General features: G+C 37.1%; 24 protein-coding genes. 1 reads left to right on the forward strand and 23 read right to left on the reverse strand.

Going from position 1 to position 24097, the window contains the following annotated elements:
• Positions 1-22 precede the first annotated feature (22 nt).
• The 4 genes from NC799_RS05180 to spoVK form a co-directional block, all read right to left on the reverse strand.
• Positions 23-418 carry a MerR family transcriptional regulator gene (locus NC799_RS05180; RefSeq protein ID WP_272445311.1) on the reverse strand — a complete coding sequence of 132 codons (396 nt, stop codon included), beginning with the start codon at positions 416-418 and terminating at the stop codon, positions 23-25.
• A gap of 196 nt (positions 419-614) precedes the next feature.
• Positions 615-1856, reverse strand: a complete 1242-nt coding sequence (locus NC799_RS05185; protein ID WP_272445312.1) for a methionine gamma-lyase family protein — start codon at positions 1854-1856, stop codon at positions 615-617.
• Between the two features lie 4 nt (positions 1857-1860).
• Positions 1861-3093, reverse strand: a complete 1233-nt coding sequence (hflX, locus tag NC799_RS05190) for a GTPase HflX (RefSeq protein WP_272445313.1) — start codon at positions 3091-3093, stop codon at positions 1861-1863.
• A gap of 177 nt (positions 3094-3270) precedes the next feature.
• On the reverse strand, positions 3271-4188 hold the full coding sequence (gene spoVK, locus NC799_RS05195; RefSeq protein WP_272445314.1) for a stage V sporulation protein K: 918 nt from the start codon (positions 4186-4188) through the stop codon (positions 3271-3273).
• 136 nt (positions 4189-4324) lie between these two features.
• On the opposite strand from spoVK, the gene NC799_RS05200 reads away from it, so the two are divergent.
• Positions 4325-4516, forward strand: coding sequence for a hypothetical protein (locus tag NC799_RS05200; protein WP_272445315.1), 192 nt, complete (start codon positions 4325-4327; stop codon positions 4514-4516).
• Positions 4517-4575: 59 nt separating this feature from the next.
• On the opposite strand, the gene coaA is transcribed toward NC799_RS05200, so the two are convergent.
• From coaA to NC799_RS05295, 19 genes are all read right to left on the reverse strand, one after another.
• The gene (gene coaA / locus NC799_RS05205; RefSeq protein ID WP_272445316.1) at positions 4576-5520 is read right to left on the reverse strand and encodes a type I pantothenate kinase; all 945 of its coding nucleotides are present in this window, start codon (positions 5518-5520) and stop codon (positions 4576-4578) included.
• Between the two features lie 221 nt (positions 5521-5741).
• Entirely contained in the window at positions 5742-6044 is a 303-nt protein-coding gene (locus NC799_RS05210) for a DUF6980 family protein (RefSeq protein WP_272445317.1), read from the reverse strand.
• A 127-nt stretch (positions 6045-6171) separates the two neighbouring features.
• Complete coding sequence (gene guaC, locus NC799_RS05215; protein WP_272445318.1) at positions 6172-7155, reverse strand: GMP reductase; 984 nt, start codon at positions 7153-7155, stop codon at positions 6172-6174.
• 363 nt (positions 7156-7518) lie between these two features.
• Positions 7519-7899, reverse strand: a complete 381-nt coding sequence (locus NC799_RS05220; RefSeq protein WP_272445225.1) for a DUF6262 family protein — start codon at positions 7897-7899, stop codon at positions 7519-7521.
• Entirely contained in the window at positions 7899-9893 is a 1995-nt protein-coding gene (locus tag NC799_RS05225) for a tyrosine-type recombinase/integrase (RefSeq protein WP_272445226.1), read from the reverse strand. Before NC799_RS05225 ends, NC799_RS05220 begins: the two co-directional genes overlap by 1 nt.
• Positions 9883-11010: a tyrosine-type recombinase/integrase gene (locus tag NC799_RS05230; RefSeq protein WP_272445227.1), complete on the reverse strand. Its 1128-nt coding sequence runs from the start codon at positions 11008-11010 to the stop codon at positions 9883-9885. Before NC799_RS05230 ends, NC799_RS05225 begins: the two co-directional genes overlap by 11 nt.
• Positions 11011-11191: 181 nt before the next feature.
• Positions 11192-11416 (reverse strand): RNA chaperone Hfq, encoded by a 225-nt coding sequence (hfq, locus tag NC799_RS05235; RefSeq protein WP_272445319.1) that lies wholly within the window; start codon positions 11414-11416, stop codon positions 11192-11194.
• A gap of 38 nt (positions 11417-11454) precedes the next feature.
• The gene (gene miaA / locus NC799_RS05240) at positions 11455-12390 is read right to left on the reverse strand and encodes a tRNA (adenosine(37)-N6)-dimethylallyltransferase MiaA (RefSeq protein ID WP_272445320.1); all 936 of its coding nucleotides are present in this window, start codon (positions 12388-12390) and stop codon (positions 11455-11457) included.
• A 109-nt stretch (positions 12391-12499) separates the two neighbouring features.
• Positions 12500-12952, reverse strand: coding sequence for a Dps family protein (locus tag NC799_RS05245; protein WP_272445321.1), 453 nt, complete (start codon positions 12950-12952; stop codon positions 12500-12502).
• A 150-nt stretch (positions 12953-13102) separates the two neighbouring features.
• A complete protein-coding gene (locus tag NC799_RS05250) occupies positions 13103-13396 on the reverse strand; it encodes a hypothetical protein (protein WP_272445322.1) in 294 nt (97 codons plus the stop codon).
• A 33-nt stretch (positions 13397-13429) separates the two neighbouring features.
• Positions 13430-13753 (reverse strand): DUF2680 domain-containing protein, encoded by a 324-nt coding sequence (locus NC799_RS05255; RefSeq protein WP_272445324.1) that lies wholly within the window; start codon positions 13751-13753, stop codon positions 13430-13432.
• 155 nt (positions 13754-13908) lie between these two features.
• Complete coding sequence (mutL, locus tag NC799_RS05260) at positions 13909-15780, reverse strand: DNA mismatch repair endonuclease MutL (RefSeq protein ID WP_272445325.1); 1872 nt, start codon at positions 15778-15780, stop codon at positions 13909-13911.
• A 13-nt stretch (positions 15781-15793) separates the two neighbouring features.
• Positions 15794-18388 carry a DNA mismatch repair protein MutS gene (gene mutS, locus NC799_RS05265; RefSeq protein ID WP_272445326.1) on the reverse strand — a complete coding sequence of 865 codons (2595 nt, stop codon included), beginning with the start codon at positions 18386-18388 and terminating at the stop codon, positions 15794-15796.
• A gap of 331 nt (positions 18389-18719) precedes the next feature.
• Positions 18720-19283, reverse strand: a complete 564-nt coding sequence (gene cotE / locus NC799_RS05270; RefSeq protein WP_272445327.1) for an outer spore coat protein CotE — start codon at positions 19281-19283, stop codon at positions 18720-18722.
• A 399-nt stretch (positions 19284-19682) separates the two neighbouring features.
• On the reverse strand, positions 19683-20117 hold the full coding sequence (locus tag NC799_RS05275) for a YlbF/YmcA family competence regulator (protein ID WP_272445328.1): 435 nt from the start codon (positions 20115-20117) through the stop codon (positions 19683-19685).
• A gap of 2 nt (positions 20118-20119) precedes the next feature.
• Complete coding sequence (miaB, locus tag NC799_RS05280; protein WP_272445329.1) at positions 20120-21697, reverse strand: tRNA (N6-isopentenyl adenosine(37)-C2)-methylthiotransferase MiaB; 1578 nt, start codon at positions 21695-21697, stop codon at positions 20120-20122.
• Positions 21698-21907: 210 nt separating this feature from the next.
• Positions 21908-22834, reverse strand: coding sequence for a dipeptidase (locus NC799_RS05285; protein ID WP_272445330.1), 927 nt, complete (start codon positions 22832-22834; stop codon positions 21908-21910).
• Between the two features lie 82 nt (positions 22835-22916).
• Positions 22917-23177 (reverse strand): stage V sporulation protein SpoVS, encoded by a 261-nt coding sequence (gene spoVS / locus NC799_RS05290; protein ID WP_044157499.1) that lies wholly within the window; start codon positions 23175-23177, stop codon positions 22917-22919.
• Positions 23178-23283: 106 nt separating this feature from the next.
• Entirely contained in the window at positions 23284-24081 is a 798-nt protein-coding gene (locus tag NC799_RS05295; RefSeq protein ID WP_272445332.1) for a TIGR00282 family metallophosphoesterase, read from the reverse strand.
• Positions 24082-24097: the final 16 nt, after the last annotated feature.

Raw genomic sequence — 24097 nt, forward strand, 5'->3', positions numbered from 1 at the left:
TTCCTCTCCTTTAGTTATTTCATTAATGGAAGAATCGCGATAACTCTCCCTGTCTTAACGAAGTTTTACCAAGTCTGCCTGAATCGAATAATTCTTTATGAAGCATCTTTCTCAATTCTTTTTCAGACAATTCCGGGGTTACTTGTCCTTCTTCCAGCTCTTTTGTCATTGGTAGATCTTTAATCGAGAGCACTTGCTTAATACCCGCTAGATTAATTCCCTTTTCGATTAACACTTTTATTTCTAATAAGCGGTCAACATCGTTAAAGGAAAATAATCGCTGATTACCATTTGTTCGCGCTGGATGAATCAAGCCATGTTCTTCGTAATAACGAATTTGTCTAGCAGTTAAATCAGTCAATGACTTAACTATACCAATGGAAAATAAGGGCATTGAACGTCTATCAAAATCGCTCATGAATTTCCACCCCTTTCAGTTCTTAACTTTCCATACTTTTATTATACAACCGGAAAATTAATTGTCAATACGTGTCAGCTTTCTTTACATCGAAAAATTCAAAAAATTATCTAATAGTATACAAGCTATTTGCCAAATCATGATAAAAACACGTTACTCTACTTTACATTCTACCAAAGAACCAATACGGAAACTATTATAAATGAAGAAAACCTTTCTCATCCAAATGATTTAGAGCTTCTATAATAGCAATTTTTACATGCGTATAAATCAACCCACCCTGCACAAAAGCGAGATAAGGAGGACGGATTGGTCCATCTGCAGTTAGTTCTAGACTAGCCCCTTGAATAAATGTACCCGCTGCCATAATAACATCACTTTCATACCCAGGCATCGGTGCTGGATATGGCGTAACATGCGAATTTACTGGTGATGCATGCTGGATTGCCTGACAAAAGGCGATCATCTGTTTTGCATCATCAAACTGGACAGATTGGATTAGGTCTGTTCGATCGGCATCAAAAGCAGGTTCTGTTTTAAACCCCGCTTTTGTAAGTAAGTACGACGTAAAAACAGCTCCCTTTAACGCCTCACTAACGACATGTGGAGCAAGAAATAAGCCCTGAAACATTTCCTGCAATAAACCAAGACTTGCACCTGTTTCCTTACCTAAACCAGGCGCTGTTAGACGATTTGCACACAGTTCAATTAAATCTTTTTTACCAACAATGTAGCCGCCGGTTCGGGCTAGTCCACCACCAGGATTTTTAATTAGAGACCCCGCAATAAGGTCTGCACCCACATGCGTCGGCTCTAAAACCTCTACAAATTCCCCGTAACAATTATCTACGAAAACAATAATGGACGGGTTAATTTCTTTGACAAATGCAACCATTTCTTTTATTTGGCTAACCGAGAAGGAAGGGCGATCGGCATACCCTTTAGACCTTTGGATACCGACGACCTTTGTCTTCTGATTTATATACCGGGCGACACTCTCCCAATTAATTTGTCCAGACTCTGTTAATGCAATCGCTTCAAAGTTGATGTTAAAATCTTTGAGGGAACCATTCGCCTCTCCTCTACTACCTACGACCTCTTCTAACGTATCATACGGGTTACCTGTTATGTATAACAATTCATCCCCTGGCCTTAGCACCCCAAACAACGAAACCGTAATTGCATGGGTCCCAGAAATAAGCTGAGGGCGAACTAACGCATCTTCGCCCCCAAAAATTTCTGCATAAACAGCCTCAAGCACATCTCTCCCGTAGTCATCATACCCATAACCTGTTGTCGGGTGGAAATGACTATCGCTAACCTTGTTGTTTCGAAATGCGCTTAACACTCGTCGTTGATTTTCTTCGGCAATTTCCCCAATTCGATCAAACGTTGGTCGAATGATTTCTTCTACTCCCTGAACTATCTTTGCAATCATCCTGTTACTCCTTCATCATAAATTTTAACGGGTGTTCTGGATCGATAAATCCAGCAACGATGTAACCTTCATCATACTCATTGAACGTTTGTTCATGAATAATCGTATTTCGATTTAACTGATGCAGTAATGTTGATTCATTTGCTGGCACAAACGTATGATAAGCTTCCCATTCTTCCAAAAGAACACGTTCGAGCTTATAAAGCACTTCCTTAACATCATCTATTTGATATGCACTAATCAATATAAATGGATGGTGTTGTGGAATGAACGACTCTTCCAACAGATCTTTTTTATTATAAACGGTTAACATCGGAATATGGTCTGCACCCAACTCCTTCAATAATTGCAGCACTGTTTTTTGGTGCTGGACGTTATCTTGATGAGATGCATCAACCATATGAATGATAAAATCAGCTTGCGTGACTTCCTCTAACGTCGAACGAAACGCAGCAATAAGTGACGTAGGAAGGTCTTGAATGAAGCCGACAGTATCAGTAATAATCGCATTTAAACCCGAAGGAAGTTGAATTTGCCTCGACATCGGATCTAACGTTGCAAACAATTGGTTCTCTTCCAATGACTGACTGTTTGTTAAACGATTAAAAAATGTTGATTTTCCTGCGTTCGTATAACCAACGATTGCAATCTGAAAGGCGTTATTTTCTTTTCGTCGTTTCCGATATTGTTCACGCTGATTTACAACTGTTTCCAACCGTCGCTTTATTTCGTCAATTCGACGCCGGATATGTCTACGGTCTGATTCTAACTTTGTTTCCCCTGGTCCACGCGTACCAATACCTGCACCAAGCCGTGATAAAGCTTGTCCTTGCCCAACAAGTCTCGGTAACATATATTGATACTGAGCTAATTCAACCTGAAGCTTCCCTTCTTTCGTATTCGCTCTTTGCGCAAAAATATCTAAAATCAATTGGCTTCGATCGATGATTCTAACCTCTAGCAGCTGATTCAGGTTTCTTAGCTGGCTACCTGATAACTCGTCATTCGAAATAACCAAGTCAACTTCCAATTCATCAATATATTCCTTTATCTCTTCTAATTTCCCCTCACCCAAATAGAGAGCCGGATGAATTCTATCTCGTTTTTGAGTAACAACTTTTACTACTTCCCCTTTTGCTGTTTCTGTTAAGGACTTAAGTTCATCCAAGGAGTAATGAAATCTCTCCTCGTCTTGTGTTGGGTGATGAACAGCTATAATTAATACTTTTTCCTGCATAATAAACCCCTTTTCAAAAGAAAATTGTGAGAAAAAGAAAAAAATGTAAGAATTATCGACATTTACCAATCAAAGTATAATGTAAAGAAAACATTGTATCAATCATAGTTTCTCCTGTTACTTAACTTTTACTTATAAAAAATAAACCAACCCTAATGAAAAAATAGGGTTGATTAATTACTCCAATACTAAATCAAATTTCGTTAATACCATCATTTCTTCTGTTGAATACGTTTGCTTCTTCAATAACCTGACCGCTTGTTTTCTAATCGACTTTTCAATCGTGTTACGAATAAATCGCGCATTTGAAAAATTTTTAATTTTGTAGTCCTGCTTTTGTTGGACTAAATAATCACGAAGCTTCCATTCAGCTTCCTTCGATAGTTCATATTCACGTTCTAAAGCCATTTGGTGGGCTATTTGAATAAGTTGATCAACCGTATAATCTTCAAAATCCATCACAATCGGAAATCGGGAGGAAAGACCTGGATTTAACGATAAAAAATGATCCATTTCTTTTGGATAACCAGCTAAAATTAAAATAAAATCATTTTGATGATCTTCCATGTGTTTCACCAGTGTATCAATAGCTTCCTTACCAAAATCCTTTTCGCCGCCCCGCGCGAGTGAATAGGCTTCGTCGACAAACAAAATGCCACCCATTGCTTTTTCTACAAGTTCTTTTGTTTTTTGTGCAGTGTGACCAATGTATTCTCCTACAAGATCTGCTCTTTCTGCTTCTACAAAGTGCCCTTTTGACAGGATATTCATGTCATAAAAGGTCTCGGCTAATTTTCTTGCAACTGTTGTTTTACCTGTTCCGGGATTACCTTTAAATAGCATGTGAAGCACTTGCTTTTGTGCTTTTAATCCAACTTTTTCTCGTTTTTGGTTAATTTCTATATTTGCATAAATTTCTTTAATCGTTTCTTTAAGGCGGTTCATCCCAATAAAAGAAGAAAATTCTTGCTCAATTTTCGTAAAAGGGTTCACATTCGTATTCAACTGCCGATTACTTTCAAAAAGATGGTTTTCTCTTTCATTTAATACAATGTTAATTTGCCCGTTCTTATTTAATGAAACTTGAGATTCCACGTCACCACCCCTTACCTAACAACATTATACGCAATTAATCATTAGGGTGTTACAAAAGCCTATAACATCTATGGTTAAAAAAAATCAACATAAATAAGTGATTGATAACCATTCTATAGATAGGGAGGTGACTTTTGTGCAAGAAGATCGCGTAAATGAAGAAGTAACTGCACATCCCGATGGAAAACGTGAGGGAATTATTTCAGATTCGATTGGCAAAGAAATCGGCATTCGAAACGATGCCAGTAGTAGTTCTAAAAACCCGTTTCATGTGAAATCGTTAAAGAAAGACGAAGGAATGAAACGATTTGATAATTCCTTAAAGTAAGCCTATAGAGGGCGCCGGTGTTCATCTCCGGCATCCTCTACAATTAAAGCCATACCCATTTATAGCTTCCTTAGTTTAATATTAGAAACAGAATGGTCTGAGCCTTTTCGGATAATAATATCTGCTCGATTTTTTGTTGGCCTAATGTTCATTTCTAAATTTATTTTGTTTATTTTGTTCCAAATATCAGTCGCCACTTGCTCGGCTTCTAAATCTGACAAACTTGCATATCTTCGGAAATAAGACTCGGGCTTTGTAAACGCTGTTTCTTTTAATACTTTAAACCGTTCTACATACCACCGCGCAATATCTTTTTCATCTGCATCTACGTACAAAGATAAATCAAAGAAATCGGATACATAAACACTAGGTAAGCTGTTATCTTCTTGTTGCGGTGTTTGTAACACATTAATTCCTTCGATAATCACAATATCTGGCTTTGCGACTTCAATCTGTTCACTTGGAACAATATCATAATAAAGATGGGAATAAACAGGCGCATTTACTTTTTCTTTTCCAGACTTTATATCAGATAAAAATTGAATTAATCCTTTCGTATCATAACTTTCAGGGAAACCTTTTCGTTCCATTAAACCCTTTCGTTCCAATTCCTTATTAGGAAGAAGAAATCCATCAGTTGTAATCAATGCCACTTTTGGACTAGTTGGTTGAGAGGAAAGTAACGATTGTAATATTCTTGAGGTTGTACTTTTCCCAACCGCCACACTTCCAGCAACACCAATCACAAATGGAACCCGATCAGTCTCCTTACGAAAAAACTGCTCAATAACGGTATGTAATTGCTGGGCAGCTTCCACATTGAAATTTAATAACCGTATAAGTGGTAAATAAATGTCCTCTACTTCCTCTAAGGTTATGTTCTCATTTATCCCTTGTAATTCTTTAATTTCACCTTGCGTTAATGTTAATGGGGTATTAAATCGCAATTTTGCCCATTCTTTTCTCGAGAATGTTGTGTAAGGTGAGAATTTTTCTGTTTCCATGTTAAAACTCCATTCTACGATGTCAATTCATAGAAGTGCTCCTTAGTGCTAAGTTTGGTGCTAGGGCTAGACATCTTTGAATTTTTAAATAAAAATAATCTCTTGAACATTATGGAGGAAACGACAAGATACTTCAATAATTTGAAACCGAATTCATTTATTTTTTCACCCCAAAGCCCTAACGCGCAAGAAAAATACACCTTGTTAAAGGTGCATTAGTTCTAATTTTCATACCATTTTCCTGTTTTATATTGTGTTGGAATTTCTTGCTCTAAAGGGTTATCAAAACCCAAGTCATCAAGTACATCAAACCAGAGCTCTCTCTTTGAATCAGGCAATTTACTTCCGCACCACGGACAATAAAAGATGGTAACACTTGACTCCCCGCCATCATGAATAATTATTCCGTATTCATCGAATCTTTCATCGTAGTGAATTAGCTTTTCTGGACAGTCATAAGGGTTAGGATGTTCGTCACATTCATAATTCACCTGTCTTGTCATTGTTTCACAGCAATGCCTCATGGATAACAGCTCCTTTTCACTTCTCGATTGCTTTTATTTTACTTGAACAATCGATAAATTCCTATGGACACTTTTATTCATTTTTTCATTCCTGTTTTTTTAGTAAAGTGGTTATGCTTACCCTCACTTAATAGACTTTGTCACCGTTAAAGATCGAATTCTTCACTACGACATAATCAACGGTACGGATAGCATCTAATTTATCTCCTCCGGCATATGAAATCGATGACTGAAGGTCTTGTTCCATCTCCGTTAGCGTATCTTGTAATGCACCTTTATGTTCCACGTACATTTTCTTACCTTCGACATTTTTCTTTTCGCCCTTTTGGAATTCAGATGCTGAACCAAAATACTCCTTATAAAGCTTGCCATCTTTTTCAATTGTTTCTCCTGGAGATTCCTCGTGACCTGCAAATAATGAACCAATCATGACCATAGACGCACCAAAACGGACAGATTTAGCTATATCACCGTTCGTACGAATTCCACCATCAGCAATAATTGGTTTTGTTGCCGCTTTTGCACACCACCTTAAAGCTGCTAGTTGCCAACCACCAGTACCGAAACCGGTTTTAATTTTGGTAATACAAACCTTCCCTGGACCGATGCCAACTTTAGTTGCATCAGCACCAGCATGTTCTAACTCTCGTACCGCTTCAGGAGTTCCTACATTTCCAGCGATAACGAAGCTATTTGGTAAGTGTTTTTTTATATGCTTGATCATATTGATAACAGCATTCGAATGGCCATGTGCAATATCAATGGTAATATAATCAGGAGTCAGGTTTTCAGCCTTTAATTGTTCAACAAACTGGTATTCTTCCTCTTTAACGCCAACACTGATAGAAGTAAAGAGACCCCTTGCATTCATATCTTTGATAAAATCAATTCTTTTTTCTGGTTCAAACCTGTGCATGATATAAAAATAATTGTTTTCTGCTAAGTAACTAGCAATTTTTTCATCGATAATCGTCTGCATATTTGCAGGAACTACTGGCAATTTAAAAGTACGTTCGCCAAATGTAACAGATGTATCACACTCCGACCTACTGTTTACTACACATTTCGCCGGAACCAATTGAATATCTTCATAATCAAACACATTTTCCATAAGATACACCCCTAAACACGAATATTTATATTTAATCATTTGTAATTGTTCGTCCATAAGGTAATGTACATCATTTTCCGATAGATGTCAAAGCCTAAGGTAGGTTTTTTGTACACTCCTCATTTTTGTTTTAATACAGGAATGCTTTCTTATCTCATAACAAAAGCGCTGAAGCTGGACGTGGCTGTCGCTGGATGTTATCCACGCTTGGATTTTTTTATACTTTATTATCTTATAAAAAAAAGACACCTATTATAAATCAAGACTAAAAAAATAAAAATGTACAAAAAATCAGGGTTCTCACGTTATGTATATATACACAACGAGAGAACTCTTTTTTCAAGTTTTACGCAGAGTAGGTTTTTAAAAACTTTCGTATAGTTTTCCGTTAACCTTTTTAATTTCCTCTTTTAATTGCTTGTTTTCTTTCTCTAAATCTCGAATACGTTCTTGAAACACTTGGATTAAACTATCTTTGCTCTCGTCATTCATATTTCTTTTTATATTCTTTGGAGATGTCACTTCCTGTTGTTTTTGACGAATAATTTCAATCCTATTTCTTATCTCAGGTTGGTTGTAAAGGTAAGACTTGGAAACTTCTGCTGCAGTGGCAACAGTATTGAAGTTGATTCGTTCTTTCTGACTAATTAATTGTTTTATCGCTTGGTCAACTTTTTCAGCGGTTTCCTTTTTCTTCTGTTTGGCAAATGCAACTACCGCATCCGTATTCCTTTTGTGTTTCATTATATCACTACACTTTCTTTTCCCTTTTGAGCTTGTAAGAGCGTTTTTCTAGCACTGTCGCCACGATGCATTTTCCCTTCGTTAAGTTGATCCCTAATCTTCGTCAGATTTGTCAATTGCTCTTTTGTCTTTTCGTTGTATATAGGGTATTGTTTCGTCATTTCTATATGCTCTTCAATTTTTTCAATTTCCCTCTCAAAGTCAGGAAGATTTTCGGGTGTTGTACAAAAGTTTGGGCATGTTAAACAAGGTGTTACTACATAGGGACACCCCTCTTTCTTAGACGCTAAACAATAGCCTAAAGGAACCCGAACCGCCTCTATGTTACTCCGAATGTATTCCCAATGAATCAGGTCATCATCTAAATTCATTTCCGATACTCTTGCGTCCCCAAGATCAACTCGTAAGAGCGGTCCCTTTTTTTCCTGTGCCTTTTCCCACTCTTTTCTAAGTGTATCATCCGCAATTTTGGCATACATTAATGTCATTTCTGGTGAGGCATGCGCAAACCATTTCATAATATGAGTTAAATTCATCCCAAGGTTAATTAATTCCACGCCCTTTGTATGTCGGAAGGCATGATTTCCAAAATGATAAGTTTCTCCGTTTTGATCAACAATGTTGTATCTTGTAGCCCAACGGTTTAATGCATTTTGTATGCTTGCTCCTGTGAAAGGCTTACCTCTACGTTTCCCTTTTGTGCGAACAAATAAATACCCTTCGGGATTGTTTTCCTTTGTCGATTTGTCTTCTGTTTGTTTGATTATGAATTGAATAATCTTTGCTATTTCCCTATCTATAGGAACACGATGGTTTTTCACATCTGTTTTGGGAATATCCCCTTGTAAATAATATCCTTTGTTCGTGGTTATCAAACAATTTTGGAACCGAAGGTTTAAAATATCACTAATTCGCCAGCCAGTAGCCATGAGTAACATTACAATAGGAATATATTCCTTTTCATTATCATCCATCGGTGGGGTTATTTCCAATGGGTTCAGTTTTATAAGAAGTTCCAATTGATTCATGACGGTTTCAGGAATATATTTGATTTGATTTTCATTCTGTTTTGATATCTTGGGAAAATCTTCCTTGAAAAACAACGTACTTATAAACTTTAAAGGGGATTCGGAACGCTCAGAGCGCTGAAGATACTCTAAAAAGTTTTTTACTGATGAAAGCAGCTTATATTTATAACTTGCGCTTAACGATGCATTTTTTTTGTTAAAGTAAATGAAATATTTTTCAACGTCCTGTCTTTTTAATTGGTTGAAATCCTTCCAATCTGGATAATTTTTATAAATGAAATCTATATAACAACTAATTCCTCTAAGTTGCTCGGCAAGTTTACCTTGACTTAAATATGTTAAGGCGAACATACAATAGTCTTTTACAATTTGGCGGAATAAGGGAGGGATTTTTTCAAATGAAATCAGATAACTGGTTTTGTTTATTGTGTACCTGGCGTTCGGTATCTTTCGCAGATCCCATACATCTTTCTCTACCTCATCCCTTGTATCGTAGAAGTGTGATAAAAACTTAAAAATTGAATTGAAAGTAGTGATAGGAGCAGTATTATAACCGTCTTTGTTCGTTATTCTGATACCTGTGTTTGTCAAAGTAGTTTTGTATTTCATCAAGCCCTGGGTGTAGGGTATGTCTACTAAACTTTCAATTCTAGGATAATATTTCTCCAAAAATAGATTTAGCTGCCCAAGTGAAGATGAATAGTTTAACATCGTACTAAGGGATAGACTCTCATTCACTAATTGGTTAGCGAAGAAGAATTTGACCTCATCCCGAATTGAAACGGGTAAGGACGAAAAGGTTATTCTTTTTAGCAATCCGGTCCAAGAATCGCCACCACCATATTTTTCAAAAAGGGGGTCTGTTACATCCCATACATCATTATCCAAATATCCTTGTAATTGCCCACGAATGATCGCCATTTTCTCAGTTGTTACACTAGGTCGATAGGCAGTTCTAGTCATCATTTTTCTTCTCCCATAATTGTTTTTGTTCCATGGCATTTTCCCAATCCTTCCGTATATCCTCGTCAGAAGGGTGAACATACATTTGAATAGTTGTCTGCACATGGGCGTGCCCTGCCCGCTTTTGAAGAGTTTCTGGGCGCATTTCCCCTGTCTTCCATAACTCCGTTATATTAGTATGACGCAACATATGAGGTGTCGCATCTATTCCAGTTTTAAATTTAAGACGGGTGAAAAGTGCTTGTACGGCTTGATAGTCAAGGGGAAACCCCTTTTGTTTGCCCATAAGTTTTATGAAAACAAAATTAGTATCAACCTCATCTGTATGGCTATCTAAAATATAAGCTCGATAAAGGTTAGCCAGTTCACTTGATATATCAAGTGTACGAGGACTACATACGGTCTTAATTTCTGCCTCGTTAATGAGTTCCCCACGATCACATATAGTGACTTTCTTTGCCGCTGGAAGAACATCAGAAAGATGGAGTGATAGAGCTTCACCAATCCGCATGCCTGTCTCATAGAGAAGGGCCAGTAAAAATTTATCCCTTATATTCTGACATGCATAAACCAATATTTGTACTTGTTCTGCTGTCATTACTTTTAACTTTTCCTTTGGTTCTTTTAGTCTCAATATCTTATAACTTTTTGTCTTATTGTTAAGGGTATGGTGAAGAAATCCCTTGAAGTTACTACGAGAAGCAAGTATTTGCCTTTTCAGTCGATCAGATAAATCCAATGCATGGTCTTCATGCCTCATAAGATAATCATAAAAGGCATAGACTTTGTCTAAATAGATATTAATAGTACGGGCTTTTCTCTTTTTGGTATCAATCGGGGATATGCTGGTCACCTTTACATCCCGATAGGGATTTTGAAGCCACCTAATAAATTCCGCCATATCATCAATTCCGATGTCTCTGTAATCTGCCTTCTTTTGCTCTAGAAACTCAAAAAATAATTTCAATGCATAACTGTAGGAGCGTAATGTATTTCTAGCAGAACCTGTGTTGTCTTTATATTTTAGGAACTTAACAACAGGTTTTACAAATTCCCCATTTTGGTCTACAAGTAAATATCTCTTTTTATTACCGGAGGTAATAATCTCTTGAACCCTCATATTAAAAATTCCCCCTAATGTGATTAGAACTCACCTTCGTATCTTACTTTAAATACTTTGTTATTTGAATAGTGTTTTATTGCCAATTAAGTAAAATAAAAAGGGATAAACCCTACGTAAAATACGTTAAGGTCTATCCCTAATTATAGTATTGTTTTAAGAAAGGTGTCTTTTTTCTAGGTTATTCTTTTTCAATTGTAACGTTTTTTGTTGGTGCAAACGTAGAAATCGCGTGTTTAAATATTAATTGTTGCTTACCATCTGTATCGAATAAAACTGTAAAATTATCAAACGCCTTAACTGTTCCTCGTAATTGAAAGCCGTTTGTTAAAAATACAGTAACCTGTATACGCTCTTTTCGTAATTGATTTAAATATTGATCTTGTATATTCACCGATTGAGACATACCCATTTCCTCCTCTTTCTTTCTATATGTATTTATTTCTATTTTTTTTCAAGCTTTCCTGCTAAATCGTCCAAAATAATTTTAAACTTTTCGTCTTTTTTTGAACTCGTAATCGAATACCAGTTTACATCCATCTTATTTTTAAACCAAGTGTATTGTCGCTTTGCGTATCGTCTCGAATTACGTTTCAACAGCTCGACACACTCTTCTAATGATGACTCCCCCTCGAAATACGGGATCAGCTCTTTGTAACCAATTGCTTTCATCGATTGGGCATCCTTCAAACCCAAATCATAAAAATGCTTAACCTCTTCCAATAATCCTTCCTCAATCATGATGTCCACACGGTTGTTTATTCGCTCATATAATTCATTTCGCTCCATTTCAAGTCCAATAATGATCGGACGATACTCGGATTCTTCTTTCTGTTGCTCGTGATACTCAGACATCGTGTGTCCAGTTCTGTCATAAACTTCCAGAGCACGAATGACTCGACGACGATTATTAGGATGAATTTTCTCTGCTTGTTCAGGGTCTAACTGCTTTAAACGACTAAACACTTGATCCATCCCGTGTTGTTCGATTTCTTGCTCGATTTGCTGTTGATAAAAATCATCACGTTTTTTCTCAGCAAAATGATAACCATATAAAGCCGCCTGAATATACAAACCAGTTCCGCCAACAACAACAGGTAGATGCCCACGAGAACCAATTGCGTCCACATGATAGTCAATTAACTCCTGAAATTCAGCAACAGAAAATGATTGTTCAGGATCTTTTATATCAATCATATGGTGAGGGACACCCTGCTTTTCATCCTCCGTTACTTTTGCAGTACCAATATCCATCCCCTTATAAATTTGCATGGAATCTCCACTAATTACTTCTCCCTTAAATCGTTTTGCTATTTGTACACCTAAGCTTGTTTTTCCTACAGCAGTTGGTCCTACTACTGCCACAACTGTTTTTTTCATATATTTATTCCCCTAAACCTTCACTAGTATGTCTCATTATACAGGATAACGATCGAACCGCAATTACTTACGAAAAGGATTGCCGCTTATAAAACGACAATCCAAATTTTTATTCATATGCAATGTATGCTTTTAACATCCAAACATGTTTTTCTAACCGGCTCTGGATTCCGTTAAGTAAATCGATGGTTGGATTATCGTTAACTTCTTCCGCTAACGGAACACCCGTTTCCTTAATTTCTTTAATTACTGTTTGATAATCCTCTGATAACTGATGGATAATCTCATTTTCTTTATCATCTGCTTGTGCTTCATGTAATGTCGTTTCTTTAATATATTTGTGCATCGTCGCTAATGGTTTACCACCAATAGAAAGAATGCGCTCAGCGATTTCGTCTAGGTCTCTCGCCGCTTCATTATAAAGCTCCTCAAACGTTTCATGGAGTTTAAAGAAGTGTCTTCCTTGGACGAACCAGTGATAACGATGCAATTTAACGTAAAGTACCGCAAAGTTAGATAACTCTTGATTTAAAAAATTTATCAAATGTTTATTATCATCCATTGTATCACCCTTCCTACTTGTATATCACACCATCACTAGTTTAGCTTTTATACTATTTTTTATTCCAGGATGAGTTAGGGCCAATAAATTGGATATTGCCCGGGAAACCGCAATATTCCGCTTTTTTCGATAATAAAACGTGTTGATAATCTATTCACTTTCATCGTCTGTCTCTTGCTCCGCTTCTTCTACCTCATCTTCTACTTCTTCCTCGTCTAAACGAACATCATCTAAGTCAAGCCAAGAAAGCATTTCGCATACTACACGATTAATTTTCTCATGAACCATATCATGTCCGTACTTCTTTTTCGCTCGTTCTATATCAACTAATACGTCTGGACTAAAACGAATGATTGGTTCATCACTTTCCAAATTATTAAACAAGTCAATCATTTCATCCAGTGCTTTATCAAAGCGTTTACTTTCTAATTCGGTTGCTTTCATTTCCTATCACCCAATATTTCTCGAATCTACCTCTTAATGCTTGTGTTTGTTATGATGTTTCTTTTCCCAATTAGGCACAAATTTACTTTCTTCTAACTGTTTATATTTTTCTTCCATGTGTTCGATTATTTTAGTCGCCTTGTCCTCAGGAATGACTCCGTATTCAACATACTTTTCAATAATTGTTTTCTTTTGTTCCAACATTTTACTATGCAAATCCCTTAATTCTTTTATTTGTTCTTCTGTTAAGGTAATGTCTTTAGAATCTTCTGCATGGCTTAATGAGGGAGTAGTAAACCCAACTCCTACTAAAAGTAAAGCAACAACCATCGCCTTTGCCATAAATTTCTTAACCATTTTTTCATCCTCCTTTTATGTTTATTTATTTTAGAATCTGCTAACCAGATGAAATAATACTGAAAAAGTAGTGAAAATTATTTTTTGACCTTGAAAAAGAAATACCGCTGCTAAAACATAAGAACAGCTTAGGGATCCGCCCCAAGCTGTTCTTATTACATTACTCGTTTAAACATTTTTTCCATTTCATATTCCGAGAAGTGGATAATAATGGGCCTTCCGTGCGGACAAGTAAACGGATCTGTTGACTGACGTAAATCTTCAAGCAGTCTAAACATGTCATCGTAATTTAAATAATGGTTTGCTTTAATCGATCGTTTGCAAGACATTAATATGGCTGCTTCTTCCCTTATTTTAGCAATATCTATTTTTTCTTCCGTTATTACTTGTTCGATAATTTCTTTGATCACTTCTTCTTCAAATCCTTTTGGAAACCATTGCGGATGTGACCGGACAACATAGCTCTGTTGGCCGAAGTGTTCAAAGAATAGCCCCACTTTTTTTAATTCCTCTTGGTACTGATCAATCAGTAACGACTCTTGTTTTGAAAAGTCAAATGTTAACGGGATTAATAATTCTTGAACCTCGTTAGCTACTTCCCCGATTTTATCTCTAAAATATTCGTATTTAATTCGTTCCTGGGCAGCATGTTGATCAATAATATAGAGGCCATCTTCATTCTGCGCGAGAATATAGGTGCCATGATGTTGTCCTATCGGATACATAACAGGTACCCGCTCTTGTGCTACCTCGGCCTGTTCCATTTGACTAATCGGTTCATCAAAACTCTCCATCGATTGACCGACTTGTGGTGGTGGAATTTCCTCGTAGCGAACTTCGTATTGGTCTACCGCTTCCTTAGCCGATTGTTGTGCTACCAGATAAGTATCTTCTACTAGTTGTTGGTCATTTCCGCTATTAATTGGTCGTTCAGCTAGAAATGGATCAATTTGCCTGGTAGTTGTCGGTTGATCATAGAAAGAAAATGAATGCTGCTTACTGTCATCTTTATGTTTCTTCGGTTGAGAAACATTAGGAATTAACGTTTCTTTTCTAAAAGCTTGCTTAATTGTTGATTCAACTGCTTCAAATAACTCTTTTTCTTTACTGAAGCGAACTTCTAACTTTGACGGATGGACGTTCACATCAACAAGAATCGGATCCATGTCAATCTTTAAGACGACAAGCGGATTTTTCCCAATTGGCAAAAGTGTATGATATCCATTTAAAATTGCTTTACTAAGTGGAATGTTTCGAATAAACCTGCCATTTACTATCGTAGAAATATAGTTTCTTGAAGCCCGCGTTATTTCTGGTTTAGCAATAAACCCTTCGATACTAAAATCAAGGGTTTCCTGCTTAACAGGAATCATTTTTTTGGCAACATTCATGCCATATACTTGGGCAACAATTTGTAATAAGTCGCCTCTACCTGGTGATCGAAAGATTGGTTTATCCTGATGATATAATTCAAATCGGATATCGGGATGAGATAAGGCCATCCGATTAATCACATCAGTGATATGGCCGAGCTCTGTGTGAATTGTCTTCATATATTTCAACCTAGCAGGCGTGTTGAAGAATAAATCTCGGATAGTAATTTCTGTTCCTTTTCGAGCATCACTTTTCGTTTTATTGACAATCTTGCCACCCTCTAGTTCAACTAACGTGCCAGCAGACTCACCAGTAGACGTTTTTAATGTTAAGCGACTAACAGCTGCAATACTCGCTAATGCTTCACCTCTGAAACCAAGTGTATGGATATGAAACAAGTCATTCTCATTACGAATTTTACTTGTAGCATGACGAAAAAAGGCAAGTTCACAGTCTTCATGAGACATCCCATCCCCATCGTCAGTTATCTTGATTAATTCTAATCCAGCTTCACTTACCTCTACTTTAACCCAGGTACTATTAGCATCGATACTATTTTCGACTAGTTCCTTGACGACGGACGCCGGCCTTTCTACTACTTCCCCAGCAGCTATTTTGTTAGCTAGAGAATCAGGCATTTGAAAGATTTTCATTAAAATTCCCCTTTCATTCTTCCGCGGCCTTCTTCTTTAGACGATACAATTCATTCATCGCTTCCATTGGAGTCATTTCCATTAAATTTAAATGTTTTAGTTCGTTAATTAGTTTAGTTTCCGCTTTATTTTTAGGTTGACGATCGGCGGAAGGTTTATCTTCTTCATAAACAAAGAAAGTAAGCTGTTGATCGTCACTTTTCTTCTCGACTACTTCTGACAGACTATCCTGTTTGTTTTCTAATTCCGATAAAATAACAGAAGCTCGTTTGATTAACTGATCTGGCAAATCTGCTAATTTTGCTACATGGATTCCGTAACTTTCATCTGCTGGCCCGTCCTGGATTTGGTGAAGAAAGATCACTTTTCCTTGATATTCTTCAGCTCGAACGTGAATGTTCTTTAGCTTATCCAATGTTTGCTCCAAACTAGTTAGCTCATGATAGTGAGTTGAAAATAACGTCTTCGCCCGAACATGATCATGCAAATATTCAATGATTGCTTGCGCTAGAGCCATTCCGTCATAAGTACTCGTCCCTCTACCAATTTCATCAAAAAGAATCAAGCTGTTTTCCGTTGCATTTGCAATGGCATGACGGGCTTCGAGCATTTCTACCATAAACGTACTTTGTCCAGAAACTAAATCATCCGCTGCTCCAATTCTAGTAAAAATTTGATCAAAGATTGGCAGATTGGCAGATTCACACGGAACAAAACAACCAATTTGTCCCATGATAGCAATCAAGGCTAACTGTCTCATGTACGTACTTTTCCCTGACATATTCGGTCCAGTAATCAGCAAAATGTCTTTTTCCGGGTCCATCTTTACATCATTTGGCACAAAAGCACCATGCTTCATTACCTTTTCAACAACGGGGTGTCTCCCTTGATAAATATCAAAGGTTCCTTCCTCGTTAAAAGTCGGTCGATGATAATTATTCAGTTCACTAACAGTGGCAAACCCTTGCAGCACGTCAATTTGACTTAATCGGTCCGCTAGTTCCTGTAGTGGGGGAATAAACGTTTTGACTTGATCACGAATCATTGAAAATAATTGATATTCTAGTTCAACACTCTTTTCCTCTGCTTCTAGTATTAGTGATTCCTTTTCCTTCAATTCAGGAGTGACAAATCGTTCTGCATTCGTTAGCGTCTGTTTTCGTTCATATTTGTTTTCTGGTAGTAAGTGCAAGTTTGCCTTTGTTACCTCAATGTAATACCCAAAAACACGATTGTAGCCTATTTTTAATGACTTTATCTTGGTCGCTTGTTTTTCTTTTTGTTCTAATTCGGCTATCCATCGCTTGCCATTTCTTGACGCATCCCGATATTTGTCTAACTGTTCATTAAAACCATCCTTAATCATTCCACCATCTTTGACACTAATCGGTGGGTCATCGATTAAACTAGTCTCTAACAACTGATATAAATCGGTTAATGGGTTTATATCTTCAGCTAACCTTTGAATCCTTTGGCTAGTAAACTGTTGTAAAATTTGTTTTATTTCTGGTATTTTGCTTAACGAAACTTTTAATTGAATTAAATCTCTCGCATTCACATTCCCAAAAGCCACTCTCCCAGATAATCTCTCTAAGTCATAAATGGACTTTAACGCCTCTCTAATCATGTCACGTTCGATAAATTGATCAAGGAAACCTGTTACTAAATTAAACCGTTCTTCTATTGCACTTCTGGTTAGCAATGGTCGCTCCATCCACTTTTTTAACATACGAGAACCCATTGCTGTAACGGTTTGGTCAAGTACCCATAAGAGACTCCCGTGTTTTCCTTTGCGCATGATTGTTTCGGTCAATTCTAGATTTCGTTTTGAATACATATCTAGGGACATGAACTGTTTTAATTGAATTACTTGAACTGGTTTTAAATGGTCCAGGGACCGCTTTTGGGTTGATTGTAAATAGTTTATCATTCTTCCAAAAGCTTGCACATAACGCTCATCGGGTAAAGCTGAAATAAGATGAGTAAACGAATCGTCTATGTCCATGCCATTCTGGTAGGAGATCGTCGCACGGAGTCGGTCCTTAATATCTTGCTGGAAGGATTCCTCTAGCTCGCTCGAAACGACAATTTCCTTAATAGGACGATTGAATAGTTCACTCACTACCGCTTGCCATCCATCTGTAATTAAGGCAACATGATTTTCACCGGTAGATAAATCATTGTAGGCAACCCCGTACACGTCATCTTGGAACCGGGATATGCTAGCTAAGTAATTATTTTCTTTTTCATCGAGCATCGCACCTTCCATAACTGTCCCAGGCGTGATAAGCTGGACTACTTCTCGTTTGACTACACCTTTTGCCATTTTTGGGTCTTCTACCTGTTCACAAATTGCAACCTTATAACCCTTGTCCACTAAATTCTTTATGTAATTCTCAGCTGAATGATAAGGGATTCCGCACATCGGTATCCGTTCTTCTCCCCCACCATCTCTACTTGTGAGTGTAATTTCCAATTCCCTTGAAGCAGTTAGTGCATCATCAAAAAACATTTCATAAAAATCACCTAGACGAAAGAATAAAAAACAATCTTTATATTCGGCTTTTATTTTTAGATACTGTTGTATCATTGGTGTATATCCTGCCATCTTTCTTTCATCCTCCAACATCAAAATTATGATTTTATTATACCATATCTAATCAGCACAACGGCTTTAGAACAAACGAAAAATCATTGGTATGTTCTCACAAACACACCTAACCAAACAAGAAAAGCGAAAGCGCCTTGGTCAAGACCCGACAGGCATAAGACAAGACGTGGCGTGGCGCTCTTTGCCACAAAAGGGATTGACGTATGACCCAAAGGAGGTAGGCGCCCGGAGCTAGACAGCTCTCGGATTTTTTATGTTTCATCATGCAAAAAAAAGCTGCCATCAAAGTTTTTCCTTTAATGACAGCCTGTTTATTAACATTCATTCCTTACTCTTCTTCTACATTGGCTAAAAAGTCTGGATCTAAGTCATCAAATTCATCATCAGATAACTCAAAATCCCAATCATCATCATCAGCAACAGTACCATTAGGATCTACTTTGACTGTTATCTTTGTTTCCCCAATTACTTCCACCAAGAATTCACGTTCGACTTCAACAACGATTTTGTGATCGTGACTGTTAATCTTGCACTCTAAGCAATTCGGTTGCTGAATTACTTTAGCAAATACTTCGCACTCATCGCCAAGCGTTTGCTCATCTTTGACTGATAGTTTGATATGATCCGTGTAATACACTCGCTCAGTTACTACTTCTGTCTTCGTGTTGTCATTGTAAGAATACCAAATGTTTACATCATAGCTACCATTAACCTCTACGATGTCGTCTCCTTTTTTCTTTGCATTATAAAGATGGTTAATTACCCAGCACCCTAAAATTGTTGATGGTCTATGTGATGGTGTAATTGTGTTGGTATCCTGAGTGAATTTACGTCCCTTACCAATGACAGCTTTTGTGATTATTTCCCGATATTCCTGATCAAGAAAAGACATAAGAACCAAAACCTCCTCTTTTTTTTCATAGTCATTTTATGCAGGGTACCTACCTAAAGTGCATAACAACTTTAATGTCACCCGTTAAGGTTTCTAGTTCATCCTATGCAGTAGCCTACCAATGTGTACGAATATAACAAGAAAAACTAATAAAAAACTTATTTACCCCTGCAAAATTAGGCTATGATTTAAGGTAACAACTTGTTAATCCTAGAACGTGACAAGCGCTAGATATATTTCTACGTAGGTGATAACAAAAATTTTGTCGCAGCACTTTTATTAACAGATGAGAAAGTATAAAAAGATCCAAGAGCTGCGTAGCCCTGCACTTTTCTTTCTTATTCTTTTCAAAAAAAACACGTGAATTCCAAGTAGGAATTTACGTGTTTTTTTTGAAAATTAATGGCTACTACAGCTATTTGTATTTGTGGCTACTTTTGATCCAGTTTCTCCCGCTAATACATCCCCACCAGTCGAACGAATAACTTCATTCGTTACTTCGCGGGCAATAGTGTTTGTTACTAACTGGAGGATATCATTAATAACGAGCTGTGAATCTTTAAATTCTTGAACGATAGGTATGGAATCAATTTCATCCTGCAGGCGATCAATTTCTGACTCTACCTTTTTAAGAGCCTCTTCCTTTCCATACGCTTGAAAATTAACAGCTTGTTTTTGTAATGCTTTAATTTTTTTAATCATAATTTGAACTTTTTGGTTCTCGTTCAACTTTGCTTCTAATTGTTTAAATCGATCAATCTCTTCAATGTTTGCCATCATCAAGGCTAACTTATGTGCTTCCTCAATAACTTGTTTACGAGTGTACTGTGCCATATTTATTTCACCTCAACTGCTTGTTCAACAAGTTCTCCGTCTAGAGTCCATGTTTTTGTTTGATTTATTTTCACTTCAACAATTTGTCCAATGATTGATTTTGGTCCAACAAAATTGACTAATTTGTTTCTTTCTGTGTAACCTGACAACACGTCAGGATCTTTTTTACTTTCACCTTCAACAAGCACTTTCACCGTTTGTCCTTGATACTGTTTCATTGCCTCTGCTGACTGTTTGTTTACCAACGCGTTCAAACGTTGTAGCCGTTCTTTTTTTACTTCCATCGGAATGTTGTCTTCCCACTTAGCAGCAGGCGTTCCTTCTCGTGGTGAGTAAATAAATGTATAAGCACTTTCGAAGCCTACTTTTTCAACTAGGGATAAAGTTTCTTCAAATTGCTCGTCTGTCTCATTAGGAAAACCGACGATAATGTCTGTTGTCAGTGTGGCATTAGGCATTGCCGTTCTAATCTTCCGAACCAATTCAAGATAATCCTCACGTGTGTATCTTCGCGCCATCACCCGCAGAACCTCGGAACTTCCAGATTGAACTGGCAGATGAATGTGGTCAAGAAGATTTCCACCCTTAGCAAGTACCTCAATTAATCGATCATCAAAATCTCTAGGATGAGAAGTAGTAAAACGTACTCTTGGGATATCGATTTTACTAATTTCCTCCATCAAATCCCCTAATCCGTATTCAATGTCAAGGTCTTTTCCGTACGCATTGACGTTTTGACCAAGAAGGGTAATTTCTTGATAACCTTGTGCAGCCAGGTGTCTAACTTCTTGGATGATGTCTTCTGGTCGTCTACTTCTTTCTTTCCCCCGGGTATATGGTACGATGCAATACGTACAAAATTTGTCACAGCCGTACATAATATTAACCCAGCCTTTAATTTTACCTTTGCGGACTTTTGGTAGATTTTCAATAATATCTCCTTCTTGCGACCATACTTCAACTACCATCTCTTTACTCAGCATAGCTTCATTTAAGAGTGCTGGTAAGCGGTGGATATTGTGAGTACCAAAGATCATATCTATAAAAGGATGTTTCTTTAGAATTCGATTAACTACAGCCTCTTCCTGTGACATACAGCCACAAACCCCTACAATTAAATCAGGCTTTTCAAGCTTCAATGGTTTTAAATGACCAATCTCACCGAACACTTTATTTTCGGCATTTTCTCTTATCGCACATGTGTTAAGTAAAATAATATCTGCATCATTTGTATTGTCGGTAGATTCGTAGCCCATATTCGTTAAAATCCCGGCCATTATCTCTGTATCATGTTCATTCATTTGACAGCCATACGTCCGAATAAGAAATTTCTTCCCCTTACCAAGGGTATTCATTTCTTCAGGAATACCGAAATCATAATGAACATCAGCTGTCTTTTTCAATCTTTTCCTAGCTTTTTTCAAGTTAGGTGGTTCATATGTGGCTTGGAAATATTTCCCGATCAACTCATCTGAATCAAGTTGTTTCAGTCTGTCAAGGTTTGTGTCCGTTTCGGATTTTAAGTCCGATGGAGCTACTTGTTTTATTTGGTCGGTTTGTTTCCTTTGTTGTTCGTTCATCGTTATACTCCTTTCATGTAGAAACGTAGTTCTTTAATTAAGAATCTATCCAATTTAACTATTATATCAAGGAATCAAGTTAAAAATAAAGATAATTGTTAGCTAGTACGAAGAAATCAAGTCAAATAACAGACATCTTCCTCGCATCTCTACCATTATAGAGCACAACCATTCTAAAACCAAACAAAAATAGTGACAATTTTATAGTTTTTACCCATCAATTCTTGGAAACTTGTCAACAAAGTTATAATATTTAATCTTTTCTACTTGATCAATCGTAAATCTTTTCATTAGTAATTGAATAAACGAATCATAATCTGCATGATCATACAACCCAGCTACAAATTGATCGGTACCATCGAAATCTGACCCTAATCCTAAACAGTTTTCTGCCCCCATTGCTATAAAATAGCTTACGTGCTTCAACACATCTTGTACACTTGCCTTTGTGGAGTCTGATAAGAAGTAAGGAACATACGTAACACCAATCCATCCATTTTTATCGACCAATGTTTTAATTTGTTTGTCATCAAGATTTCTCCGGTGTCCGCATAGTGCCTTTGCATTGGAATGGGAAGCCATCGGATAATGTGCCATACTCATGACATCAAAGAAGCCTTGGTAAGAGATGTGGGAGACATCTGTCCAGATTTTTTCTTCATTTAATAGTGTTACTACCTGATTTCCAAAGTCACTAAGGCCTGCCCCTCTTGAATCACCGATTCCGTCACACGTCGCATTTGCTTGATTCCATGTTAATCCTACCGCTCTCACCCCAAGTCGAATGAGTGTTTGTAGCTTATTTATATCACGTCCAATCGAATGACATCCCTCTAAGGTAAGTATTGCACCTTTTTCATGCTCCTTTAATGACAATAAGTCTTGTCTATTAGAGATGAATGTAACATCATCATAAGGCTTAATAATTTGCTCAAAAAATAAGTCAACCATTTGTAATGCTACCGAAAATTGTGTCTCTTCTTGGACATAATCAGGTACAAAAATGGCAAAACATTGTATCTTAACGGAACTTTTCTTCCATTTTATATAGTTTACTTGTAATTCGTCACTATCATGAAAGGAAACACCTTTTTCCCATAGTTTTAACAATGCATCACAATGTGCATCTATTATCATAACCTAACCTCCAGTCAGATCGTTTACCTTTTTGCACAGAAAAAAACCTGCTTGCAAGTCCGGCAAACAGGTAGATTATTAGTTACCTAGGTTCGACAATTAATTTTATTGCTGTTCGTTCTTCATTATCAATCATAATATCTGTAAAAGCCGGGATACAAATTAGGTCAACTCCACTTGGGGCAACAAATCCTCGTGCGATTGCTACTGCTTTGACGGCCTGGTTTAATGCACCAGCACCGATCGCCTGAATCTCCGCTGAGCCACGTTCTCTTAGCACATTCGCGAGTGCTCCTGCTACTGAATTAGGATTTGATTTGGCTGAAACTTTTAATATTTCCATTCCTAGTACCTCCTTGATTTACTAAAGTTGTTCCACTTTTACTATATTCTTGGAGATGACTGTGTATTACCTTTATTATGAAGTAATTTTTCAAAAAATTCAAATTTCAACTAAAAAATGGATGATCATCATTAATCAGCACACGTTCGATTTTGTTTGCTTGCCCACTATTTTGGTCAATGTCAATAATGACAGCACTTAACTGTGTTCTTCCGTCTTTTGGAACTTCAAATCTTACGGGCAGACTTGTTAAAAATTTCTTAATGACTGCTTCCTTTTCCATACCTAAAATAGTATCGTATGGACCTGTCATGCCAACATCTGTTAAATAGGCAGTTCCTTTTGGTAGTACCCGTTCATCAGCGGTTTGTATATGGGTATGTGTTCCAATTACAGCACTTACCTTGCCATCAAGATACCAAGCCATTGCAAGCTTTTCACTTGTTGCTTCTGCGTGAAAATCGACAAAAATGAGATTTGTTCTCTTTTTAGCTTCCTCTATCAGTTCATCAGCCTTCCTAAACGGGTCGTCTAGAGGCGGCATAAATGTTCTTCCTTGTAGATTAATGATTGCCACTTCAAATGAATTATATTTGATAAAAATTAAACCTTTACCAGGGGTACCTTCGGGAAAGTTGGCAGGTCTAACCATGTTTTTCGCATCATCAATAAATTCAAATATTTCTTTTTTGTCCCACGTATGGTTTCCCATCGTTACAGCTTGTGCTCCCCAAGCTAAGAAATTTTTATATATTTTCTCATTTATCCCTTTACCAGAAGCAGCATTTTCGCCGTTAATAATGGAAATATGAGGTTGATACTTTTGCTTTAGTTTCGGCAAATATTGTTGAACCATGTCTCTTCCAGGAGAACCAACAACATCTCCGACAAATAATATTCTCATTTTTATGTACCTTTCT

It is taken from the genome of Aquibacillus salsiterrae (assembly GCF_028416595.1).
Lineage (GTDB): Bacteria > Bacillota > Bacilli > Bacillales > Amphibacillaceae > Aquibacillus_A > Aquibacillus_A salsiterrae.